Genomic DNA, 11,742 nt, shown 5'->3' on the forward strand with positions numbered 1-11,742 from the left:
GGTCGTCTCGCCGAGCCGGTACTTTTTCGCTATGTCGGCCCATCCAAGACTGCGCCAGGATCTCATCTCATCTCCGACCGTCGTCGACGGCGATACGCTGTACACGATCAAGGACCCGGTCACGGGAAAGTTCTTCCGCCTGCGCGAACCGGAGTTCTGGCTGATCAACAGGCTCGACGGTACGCGGTCTGCCGAGGATGTCGCGCGCCTCTTCAACGAGAACTTCGGCGCCCGGCTGCAGGCTGCCGATGTCCAGCAGTTTGTCGACCTGCTCGGCGGGCTGTGTTTCCTGGAAGACCACCGCTCAGAGCAGGAGTTGATGCGTGCGGCGGGCAGCCGCTTCGCGGCACGGACCCTGTTTGGACGGCTTCTGTACATTCGCTTCAAAGCTTTCAAGCCCGGCAGGACTCTCGACCGGCTTGCGGCGTGGTATCGGCCCTTTCATCGACTGCTCTGGTTGCTTGTCGCAACCGCCGTTATCGTTTTCGGCGTAATCGTGATGTTCGCCAACGCGCGCGAGTTCGCTGCTATCAATATCGATCGCCTGCTGACCGTCGGTCACGTACTGACCATCATGACGGCCCTGTTCGTGCTGATCGTCTTCCATGAGTTTGCCCACGCCCTGGCCTGCCGATATTACGGCGGCTCCGTCCGCGAAATGGGCTTTTTGCTGATGTATTTCCAGCCTTGCTTCTACTGCGATGTTTCCGACGCCTGGCTGTTTCCGGAAAAACGCCAGCGGATAGTCGTGACGCTGGCCGGGCCGTTCATGCAACTGCTGCTGACCGCGATCGCCGTGCTGATATGGCGCGTGACCGTACCCGGGACAATCATCAGCGAAGTGGCGCGCGTCCTCGTGGTCGTCAGCTCGGTCAGCTACCTGTTCAATTTCAACCCCCTGATCAAGCTGGATGGCTATTACCTGCTGTCCGACTGGCTGGAAATCACCAATCTCCGATCGAAATCTTTCGACTATTTCGCCAACGCAGTCAGGCGCCACGTGTTGGGATGGGACATCCCGGCCGTACAGGTCACACGCCGCGAGCGCCGGATTTACCTCCTCTACGCCGTTGGTGCGCTGGCCTATTCCGCGTTTCTCATTGCCTTTGTACTGTACCTGCTCGGACGGCTGCTGATCGGCGCGTGGGGAGGGGCCGGATTGCTGTTGTTAGCTGCCGTTGTGTTGTTTATCTTGCGCCAACAGTTTGTCGATTTGGCGAAGGGAATCGTCACTCACATTCACCATATGCGCGCCCTGCTCAAACATCCTGTTCGGCTGGCCATACACGTGGCCGTCGCAGCCGCCGTGATCGTGGTCCTGGTGGCGGTGCCGTTTCCGTACCGGGTGTCCGGCGAAGTTATCGTCCGGCCGATCGCCTCATACCGGCTTTCCATGAACGATTACGGCCTGATCGAAAGCAGTCTCCGGCGGGGCGGCGTGAATCCCGACCAGAAGTTCTCCATCCTGCAGATGAACAACGCCGAAATGGGTGTGCTCGAACTGGTGCCGATTGTCCGCGATGGCCAGGTCATTATTGAGGCGGATACGATCGCTATCCTGACCAGCAACCAGGTGGTACAGGAAATATCCGAGGCCGAGGCGGAGCTGGGCCGGCTGCAAAGCGAGCTTGATCTCCTTCGCGCGCCGCCCAAAAAGGAGGAAGTGCAGGAGGCCGAATCGGAGCTGGCCGCCGCGCGTGCCGCATACGAGAAAAAGCGCAGCGACTTGCAGCGCGCCGAGGAGTTGTTCCGCAAAAGCCTGATATCGTCCGAGGAGTTGGAGAACCGCCGATCGGACATGAAAATCGCCCTCGCCGACTGGCAACGACTGGGATCGTCGCTGGATCTGCTCAAGTCGCCGCCTCGCCCGCAGGAAGAGACTGTGCTTGTCCGGTCGATTGACAAGCAGAAAGCACGCCTCCAGTTCTTGCGGTCACAGGGCGACGCGCAGGTTATCACGGCGCCGTTCTCAGGGGTCGTCTCGCGCAATCCCAATGATGCGATCATCATGTCGGTGATCGATGACAATCCGGTTGAACTGCTCGTCCCCGTCAACGACTTCGACATCACGCGCGTAAATGTCGGACAAACGGTCAAACTCAAGGTCCGCTCCTATCCGCACCGGGTGTTTGCCGGCGAAGTGGTAAGAATTCCCGAGGCGGCGACCGTCGCACAAGAACAACAATACTTCCCGGTGACGGTGGTCGTGGACAATTCCGACGGTCGGCTGGCCGACGGCATGACCGGGTACGCCAAAATAGAGACCGGACGGTCTTCGTTACTGGGGCTGCTGTACTACAAGTTTCTCTCGAAAATTCGGGTCGAGTTCTGGTCCTGGTGGTAGGGGAAAATTTTTCCATCTCGCGGTGTGATTCATTCACTCACACAGCTATCTCCATATGCGCTATTGCGTAATGTCACACGTACTGAGCGCGTGTATGGGAGGCTCGTGGGCGGATATTCCTGACGTGCAACTTTGCACCTTGACAAAAAGTCGTTGCGCGGTATTTTATTAGCACATCTTGTCATTCCGTGCGGCCCTTCTTTGTCGCACCCCGCGGCATAGGATGCCGATAACCTATAACCTCAAGCAGGGGAGTTGTCCATGGATTACAAACTCAGTGTCGAAGTCCTGGAAGCTCGCATTGCTCCGATGCCGTTCAGCTTGGGCGGACAGTAATCGGTAGATGCCATGTATCGGGCGCAGTAGTGTCCGAACATGCCGCATGGACATCGCTCGTCAGATCGCAGTGTGCGGAAGCCGGTGTGTGATTTCACCGGCCGAGACGATGAAATCTGCCTCCAATACGGTAAGATATCGTCGCACACCGCGAAGATGCTGCGTGTCGCATGCGGAACCTGAGAATTCAGGTTGACTTCGCAAAGCACATACGATGTGCCAAAGGCAGGAGCTCGCTCCTGCCTTTGTCGTTTTCATACGACTCGTTTCGGGATGGGCGGGGACTAAAGATCAGCGAGACCTCTTGCTCAGCCTGGCGCCAAGATGCTGAACCTGGGTGACGAGATACGTCAGGTGGCGCTGGCTCTGGTAGAGCGCTCTGTCCTCGGGGTCCGTGATCGAATCGGCAACCTGTTTGGCGAACCGCAGACCGTTGCGAAGGTGCTCGTAACAGGCTTCATAGTCGTTCTGTCCCGCGTAGAATCTTCCGAGCAGCGTGTGAATCGTGACCAGCTCCGGGACAAGGCCGCTGCCGGCGGCGTGCGTTCGCGCCGTTTCGAGGTAACGCAGCGCAAGTTCGGTTTCACCGGTCAGGATCATGGCCTCTCCCAGCGCGGCGGCCATGCGGCCCGTTTCGATATCGACGTACTCGGGAAGCGGTTTGCCCGTCGACATGATTGCCTTCAGCGTTGACTCGACCTTCGCTCTGTCGCCGGCTTCAAGTGCCGCTTCCAGTACTGCGAACCACGACAGGTACGCTTCCCGTGGCAAATGCAGTTGCCGGCACAGTTCGAGGACGAGGGCGTGATCGGCTTTGTCCGGGTCGACTCGCAGCGCCAGAAGCAGCGCGTTGAGCCGTTCATGGGCGAGACCGCGTTTCTCCGCCTGCCGGGCTGCATCGAGCGCGCCGTCAAGCGCGAGTTGCCGATCGCCGACCGCATGGCGAAGCGACGCGCGCTGTACCGCAAGGTTGAGCGAATTGATGTTGTCATCGAGCCGTGCCGCCAGTGTGGCTCCATGATCGAACTCCTCCAACGCATCGCAGAGCCTGCCCAGGCGCTTATAGACAATTCCCATGCTGACATGCAGCGCAGCCAAGCTTGGCTGGTCGTCAAGAGCGTCCGCAAGCGTAATCCCTTCGCTAAGATACGAGAGGGATTCGCGAAGGCGGCCGGCGCTGATCATCACGCCCGTGAGATTGTGCAGGTTGAAGAGTATCTCTTTCTTGTTGCCGACGGCGCGGTTGATCTCAAGCGATTCGCTCAGATAGTCGAGTGCCGCCTGAGAGTCTCCGATAATCTTGAGCACGTACCCGAGGTTGTTGAGGGTACGCGCCAGTCCGACCCGGTCGACGATCTGGCGTTGGATAGCCAGCGCATTTTCGAACAGGACTTTGGCGCGGGCGTGCCGCCCCTCAACGAAAAATGCCGTCGCCAGATTACTGAGACTGCTCGCGATGTCGGCTCCGGCGTTGAGACGACGCTGGATGCGAAGCGCCTTCAGGTAGTTTTTCCTGCACGCCCGCCACTCGTTGCGCAGCCAGTGAAGGTTGCCGATGTTGTTCAGCGTGTGCGAGAGTTCGAGTTCGTCGCCCAGGTCCGTGTAAATCTCGCGGGCCTTTTCGAGCGCCGACAGCCCTTCGTCGGTCTGCTGCTTCATCCTGTACACGTCGCCGAGATCCTTATACGACTCGGCGAGCAGCTTGTCGGGCGGACGGCCGTCGTACAGCTCGATCAGTCTCCGGTAAGACCGCAGGGCCGGTTCCGTATCTCCGGCGCGCTTTTCGATATCGCCCCGCGTCATGTACAGCAGCCGTACGTCGAACGACCTGCCGGTCATGTCGGCCAGTGCGAATACCGCATTCAGCACGACATACGCGTGTTTCTGGTCGCCGGCTTTTTCCAGAGCCAGCGCCGCTTGGTCGGCGCATTCCGCAGCGCGTGTGAGATTTCCCGCCCGCAGGTACAGCGATGCCGCGAGTCCGTAGTCACAAGCGGCACTGGCCGCTTCGGCATGAGCCGGGGCCAGCCGCTTTATTGTCGCGGGGCGAAGCAGACCGCCGAGCAACACCGCAAGCGGACTGCCGGTCGGCCGAACGTCGCCGACACTGAACGCCGCCTCCGCTGCCACCGCCTCGCGCACTGTATCCTTTTTCTGCCGGAACGACAGCGCGGCGAACTTCGCGAGCGCCGCTCTCCGCATGCATGCCGGCCAATAAAATCCCCGGCCGACGACATACCGAGCCGCTTCGTAGACGGCCATGCCCCTGCGGAAGGTCGCCGTCAGCGCCGCTTTGAGCGCTTGCGGATCACCGCCCGTGATGCAGTCGATATGGGCGCGGTCCCGGGGGCGTACGTCAATCCACCGATCAAGCATCTCGGCATATCCGGAATCACCGAGCACATGCCACGGCGCAAGCGCCTTTCTAAACGGATAGGTCGCTCCCAGCGTTTCCAAATGCCGGCAGACTTCCCAGGCGTCGGCGGGACGATCCTTTTCATCGACGGCCAAAAGTCGTCGCACCAGATCGGCGAATCCTTCGGACATCTCCGGGCGAAACGGTATCGGGTCGGGGTAATCGCCCTCGCGAACGCGGCTCGATACCCGCACCGGGTCGCTCTCGCCATGCAGGAACGGATGTCTGCCGGTTATCAATTGGTAAGCGATCACGCCGAGCGCAAAGAGGTCGGATCGATGACTCGTCTTTCCGTCAACAATCGTCTCCGGGGCCATGTAGCCGACCGTGCCTGCCCCGAGGCGTGACGTCTCCGGCTCATCGATGCGGCGCCCCAGCGAGAAGTCCGACAGGCGCACGAAAAACAAGCCCCGTCCGATGCGCGCGCGCCAGTCTGGCGGCAGAAAGAAATTGGAGGATTTCAGATCTCCGTGCACCAGTCGAACTGCATGCAGGTATTCCAACACGGCGGCTGCGGCGGAGATCAGGTTGCAGGCGTCGGCAAACGACTCGGCGCGGCCGACCGTATCGAGCGTCGGGCCGCTGCAGAGTTCAAGAAGCAGATAGTCGGGATCGCGATGTGGCGGTTCAAGAATCCGCACCAGGCCGGGATACCGCAGCGAGCCGATCAGCTCGAATTCCCGTTGAGCGAGTCGTGAGAAGTCAACCTCGGCGTTGCCGCCGGCAGCGAGCGGGTATTTGGCCGCCGCCTCGCGGCCCAGGCGGGTCGAAAAGACACGCGCAACATCGGCGGTGCCCCCGCGTCCCAGGGGAGCGATAAATCGAAGGTCGGGGCTCGCGAACGGGGCGTCCATACCGCGCCGCGCCTATTCCGGCCTGGACTGGAAACGGGGGAGGATCAACTGGAACATCGTGCCCTTCCCCGGCGTCGATGACGCCACCAGCTCGCCGCCGTGTCCCTCGACGATCTTCTTGCAGTTGTACAGCCCCAGGCCGTGTCCGCCCTTTTTGGTTGTGAAGTGCAGCGTGAAAATCTTGCTCACCGTCTCCTCGGACATGCCCACGCCGTTGTCCGTCACCTTCACCGACACGGTTTCGTGGCTGCGACGATACTTGGCCTCGATGCCGATTTCCCGTTTGAAGTCCTTGTCGCTTTCTTCGTTCGTCCGCTGATCGATGGCGTCCACCGCGTTGTTCAGCAGGTTCATCAGGACCTGCTGGATCTGACCGACGTCGATCTCCACGTTGGGCAGGTCGTCGGCAAGATCGAGCGTAAAATGCACGGTTTTGAACCTCGGCTGTATCCGCAGCGAGAACAGCAGGTCGTCGATCAGGTGGCGCACGTCGTAACTGATATACTCGGGCTCCGGCTTTGAGAAGTCCATCAGGCTGTCGACAAAGCGCTTGATCTTGAAAACGTTTTCGACAATCGACTTGCTGTTGAACTTCGCTTTTTCATAGCGCTCGTTGGTCAGGTTCATGCCGAGCAACTCGGCGTTGTTCGAGATAATGGACAGGTAGTTGTTCAGCTCGTGAGCCACCGATGCCGCCATCTCGCCGCGTGCGACGAGCTTTTCGGACAAAATAACGTACCGCTCCATAGTCACCTTTTCGGTAACGTCTTCGATCGCCATCACCAGACCGTCGCCGCCTCCCGGTACTTGCGGGATAGGCGACATCTTGATCGAAAGAACCTTCTCGATATAACCGGTGTCGTGGAAAAACCGGGCGTCTGCAAACTCCTCGCCCGTGGCAAACACGGTGTTGATCATCCGGTGCCACCGGCTCTTCTGGTTCGCCGGCAGCAGATCCAGAAAGACGGTCGGCGACTGAGTATCGCCGATCAGCGCCAAATCCTTGCGATTGAGATCGAATATCTCCAGCGCCGCAGGATTGATCGTGGCGATATGTCCCGACGAGTCGATCACGACAATGCCCACCGGCGAGCTTTTCACCACGGAATCCGAATACCGCTTCAGGTGCAGCAACGAATCGTAAATACGAGCGTTGTGCAGCGCGTTCGATACCATCTGCGCGTACAATTCGAACAAGTACAGGTCGGCCTTCAAAAACATCTTCGTCTGACTCGAATTGTCGAGATAGATGACGCCGATCACTTCCGACTTCACCGTGAGCGCGACGCACATGATCGATCGCAAATGCAGCTCGACAACCGACTTCTGCGAAGCGTACCGCTCGTCGGCCATCGCGTCCGACGTATATATGGAGCGCCCGGTGGCGACCACTTCCGACGCCACGCTGGAGGAGATCCGGTAGTCGTCGCTTTGCATCTCGTCTTTGCTGAGGTTGTACGCGGCCCGGGTCTGCAGCTGCCCGTCCTCGTCAAGCAGCATGATCAACCCGCGCTCAGCCTGCATGAACTCGATCGCCTTGTGCATGACATTCTGCAGAACGTCATCGAGCACCAGTGTCGAGTTGATCGCCATGGACACTTCGAGCAGCGCCCGAAGATCAGTGGTATGTGCCGCGCCTCCCTGATCTTCGGTCTGTATACGCGGATTCGCTTCCGCTACCTGATCGAGTGTCGCTTCGAGATCGGCGAACAGATCCGCAGGCATCGGCCCGCTGTCATTCATGCCCCGTTCATCGCGCGATTTCTCGGCGAGGCCCCCCGGATTCCGACGCTTTTCCTCTTGCGTACGATTCATCACCCTTGGCCTCTGTGTATTCGATTGTCTTCTATACAGATATCGGACGAATACCGGAGGGGTTTAACGGGCCGGAAGGATTATTTTGGGCGATGACTACGGTCGAGGCAAAATCTCAGCCGGTGAGAACGGCCGCGACTCTATCTTAAACGTCTCCCGTCCGTATCCGGTGATCTCGAGGAATCCGGAAAACAAGGTGGACAAAAACGACGGGCCCCCGTCGACATCCCCCGGGGCCGGATTGATTCCTATGCCCGCCAACGAGATAGACGTTATCTCCAGCTTCAGAAAATAGCGCCGCTCCGTCTCCAGCGAATCGGCTTTGATCAGTGGGATGGTGATCGAGTCCGCCAGATACTCGGCCAGACCGGCAAGCGACGAGAACGATCTCTCTTCGGTTGAGTCGACCCCCAACGGCCGCAGAACCCAGAGCTCGGTGAGAATCCGATACGACAGCAGCCACGCGCGCCCGGTCTCGGCGGCTTTCACCGCTCCGAACAGTCGCCTCGGCCGATTGAGACTTGCCCGGCACTCGATCGCGTGGTCGATGCCGTCTTCAATTCGCTCGATGACCGGAGTCCGAAGCAGGCCCGACAGATCGACCCACGCCGTTACGGAGTCGTCAACCAGCAGAATATCGAACGCGAAGTCGACCTGCCTGTCATCGGCCCGGACAGCCGCACCGGTGCCCGCGCCTGCCAGCAGGATGGTCAACAGCACGATCTGCAGAGCGGCACGCAGCGGCCGGGCCCGATCAGAAACTGTGCTCGCACCGGGCGTATACCTGGAGATCCTTGTCCTCCGCGCCGTCGAGCCGTTGTGCCAGCGATACCCGGAAATAATCACCAATGTACAGCGCTCCACCCAGCGACTGCTTCCATTCAATATCCCCGTTCAGCGGCGAATCGTTGCTGATCTGTCCCACATCATACAGTACGCCGAGCGCAAAATCCGATTTGGGGAAGCGGAACCGGTATTCGAGATTCGCCAGCCAGAAACGCTTCCCGATGAACTCCTTGTGTTTGTACCCGCGAAGCGTGCCGAGGCCGCCCATATAATAACGTTTCTGCATGGGCAGGTATCCGTCCGAGGCGCCCACCACAAGCCGTGAAATCAGCATGATCCGCGAGTGAATCTCCTGATACCGGGCAGCCGAGAACTGGTACCGGCGATAGTCGTAGTCAGACGACAGCTTGTCGTCGGACCACTCGATCTGCCCGGTCAGGTTCCAGGCCGAAAAATCGTACGGGTGTTTCTCGTCGCGGGTGTCAAACGCCCCCCGAATCACAAGCGCCGCCGTCGTTCCGGTGTCGATTTCCGCGATACCCCGGTCGCGGATCGACGGGTCCACCCGGTGGAAGTTGCGTGGGAACTTCTTGTCGCCGCCGAACAGCGACCAGAGATCACGCTCCGCCTCGAACCAGCGCGTTTCGTCGTACCGGTAACCGGTCTCGATCTGGAGGTATTCGACCGGCTTCACCCGATAGTACAAATATCCGCCCGTGCGTTCATAGTAGTCACGGAAGTCCTCCGTGACCAGCAACGTGTACACGTTGTTCTCGTTTCTGGACAGCAGCCACTCGTCTTCAGTGGCGAGTTCCTTGTACGCGACCCCTCCGATCGCCATAGGCATCTCCCGCCAGAGGGTCTGCTCGACACCGAACCTCAGCCGCGAACGCTTCGACTCGAACGCGTATCCAACCTCGGCTACCACGTTCGGCAGCAGCGAGTCGCGATCCCGATACTCGAATCGCGCCAGCGGCGTAATTCCGTCAACCCGGTTGTAGTACGCCGTGCCGCTCAGTGAACTCTCGTTGATGGAGCGGTAGAACCGGCGGCTGCGACCCTTCTGCTCGGCCGTGCCCGTATAGACGATTCCGTACACCGATGCATCGCGGGCGATTTGCACCTTGCCGGTCACCGATGCAACGTCGCCGCGCGCGACCGCGTCAGGAGCGACATAAATGCCGCCGAACAGCGTTACGATATCCTTGTTGACCTCCCCGAAAACGTCTATATCGCCGGTCACGGAGAAAATGAATCCCCGCACGAACGATCCTTCCTCGACTCGCACGTTGTCAAAAGCGCGAATCATGTTGCCGCGACGGAGCCGGGCGATGTCCGGATCGGCGCTGTCCCCGCGGTAGAAGACGATCGATGTCCCCTCATCGTCGTCAAACACCCGCATGTCAACGATGTCGTCGTACGCGAACGTGGTCCCTTTGATCTCGAGCCCCGTGGCGTCGAATCGTATCCCGCTCGCCAGACGGACCTCTGCCGCGTCGTGCTCAACCGACTCCAGCGGTATCTCGTACGACCGTGTCCCACCCTCTTCAGGAACTGTGATAACGAGTACCTGGTCGTCGAACGCTATCCAGAAGAACTCGGCCCTGGTCGACGCTGCCTGGTATTCTTTGTACTGGGGCTCAGCCGCCGCCGCTATGATGTGCATGACACCGAAGAAGAGCAGCGCAGCTGCCAATGTATTCCTGACGCGATGCATATATCCTCCGTTTTCCCCACTACCAAACAAACCTCGTGCCAAAAGTGCAAGTGTTGAATTGACGGGGGATTGCCCTTTCATGCCAGTGATTTTGTGGCAGAGGAACACGGACGTGCACAGAATTTGTTCTTCACGCCTTCAGGCCGAGGTCTTTGATTTTGCGTGACAGGTTGGCCCGGTCCACACCCAGAATCCGTGCCGCCTCAGAGATGTTGCCGCCGGCCTGTGACAGGGCGTCTTCGATAACCGACCGCTCGAAGCGCGCCAACTGGTCCGCAAGAGATAATATCGGTTCCTTTGCCGGTGACGACGCCACTCCCGCCGGAGTGGACTGGGCGCGAAGTTGTTCGATGCCGACGGTCTGGCCGGAATGGAGGATACAGATTCGTTCGATCAGGTTCTTGAGCTGACGCACATTGCCCGGAAAGGGCTGCACGGTCAGCCACGCCAGCGCGTCGCCGGACAGACGTGTCGAACCGGTCGGGTCGAAGCGATGCAGAAACGCGCCGGCCAGCATCGGGATGTCATCGTGCCGTGCGGAAAGAGTCGGCACGTCGACAAGAAAGACGGAGATCCGGTAGTACAAATCCTCCCGGAAGGCGCCGTCCGCGACCATCCTGCGCAGGTCGCGATTCGTCGCGCAGACCACTCGCACGTCGACACGGCGGTGTCGCTCCGAGCCGAGCGTCTCGATTTCTCCCGTTTCAAGCACTCGAAGCAGCTTCGCCTGGCACGCGCGGGGGAGATCGCCGATTTCATCGAAGAAAATGGTGCCGCCGTCGGCAAGAACAAACTTGCCGGCATGGTCCTTGACCGCGCCCGTGAACGACCCCTTGACATGACCGAACAGCTCGGATTCAAACAACGTCTCCGGAATGCCCGGGCAATTGACTTTTATGAATGGCCTGGTACGGCGGGGACTCTCGAGCACGAGGCGGGTGGCAACTAGTTCCTTGCCCGTGCCGTTGGCGCCCGTGATGAGGACCGTCGTGTCTGCTGTCGCAACCTGGCTGATGGTGTTGCGAAGACGCTTCATTGCGGCTGACTCGCCCACCATCGGCGACTCCCGGTCCAAATCGTCGGCCGCTGCCCGACGCTGGCGGGCGGCCTCCGCAACCAGCAACGCCGCCTTGACCGATGCAATCAGCTTTTCCGGTGAGACCGGTTTCTCCAGAAAGTCGACCGCCCCCAGCCGTACGGCTTCCAGCGCCATCGGTATGTCGGCCTGTCCGGAAATCATCAGCACCTCGACCGGCAGGCGGGTAGCGGATATCTCGCGAAGGCACTCCAGCCCGGACTTCCCCGGCAGCTGGATATCGAGCAGGACGAGATCGACGTCACTTCGTCCGATTGCCGTCAGCGCCTCTTCGGCCGATTGCGCCACCACCGCCTCGTATCCCTCGTCGGCCAGCAGAGACGAAAAGGACCGCGTGATATTGGGTTCGTCGTCGACAATGAGGATTCTCGCCGGCAT

Annotated in this window: 6 protein-coding genes; 1 reads left to right on the forward strand and 5 read right to left on the reverse strand. The window is 59.8% G+C overall.

Annotation, left to right across the window (positions count from 1 at the left end; translation table 11 throughout):
• Positions 1–31: 31 nt before the first annotated feature.
• Positions 32–2,344, forward strand: coding sequence for an HlyD family efflux transporter periplasmic adaptor subunit (locus RBT76_05590; protein ID MDX9857241.1), 2,313 nt, complete (start codon positions 32–34; stop codon positions 2,342–2,344).
• A gap of 627 nt (positions 2,345–2,971) precedes the next feature.
• Here RBT76_05590 and RBT76_05595 read toward each other — a convergent pair.
• The 5 genes from RBT76_05595 to RBT76_05615 form a co-directional block, all read right to left on the reverse strand.
• Positions 2,972–5,950 (reverse strand): serine/threonine-protein kinase, encoded by a 2,979-nt coding sequence (locus RBT76_05595; GenBank protein MDX9857242.1) that lies wholly within the window; start codon positions 5,948–5,950, stop codon positions 2,972–2,974.
• A gap of 12 nt (positions 5,951–5,962) precedes the next feature.
• Complete coding sequence (locus tag RBT76_05600; GenBank protein MDX9857243.1) at positions 5,963–7,765, reverse strand: ATP-binding protein; 1,803 nt, start codon at positions 7,763–7,765, stop codon at positions 5,963–5,965.
• A 96-nt stretch (positions 7,766–7,861) separates the two neighbouring features.
• On the reverse strand, positions 7,862–8,479 hold the full coding sequence (locus RBT76_05605) for a DUF4390 domain-containing protein (GenBank protein MDX9857244.1): 618 nt from the start codon (positions 8,477–8,479) through the stop codon (positions 7,862–7,864).
• Positions 8,480–8,519: 40 nt separating this feature from the next.
• On the reverse strand, positions 8,520–10,268 hold the full coding sequence (locus RBT76_05610; GenBank protein ID MDX9857245.1) for a BamA/TamA family outer membrane protein: 1,749 nt from the start codon (positions 10,266–10,268) through the stop codon (positions 8,520–8,522).
• A 130-nt stretch (positions 10,269–10,398) separates the two neighbouring features.
• Positions 10,399–11,742, reverse strand: a complete 1,344-nt coding sequence (locus RBT76_05615; protein ID MDX9857246.1) for a sigma-54 dependent transcriptional regulator — start codon at positions 11,740–11,742, stop codon at positions 10,399–10,401.

This window comes from Candidatus Zixiibacteriota bacterium, assembly GCA_034003725.1.
Classification (GTDB): Bacteria; Zixibacteria; MSB-5A5; order GN15; family FEB-12; genus WJMS01.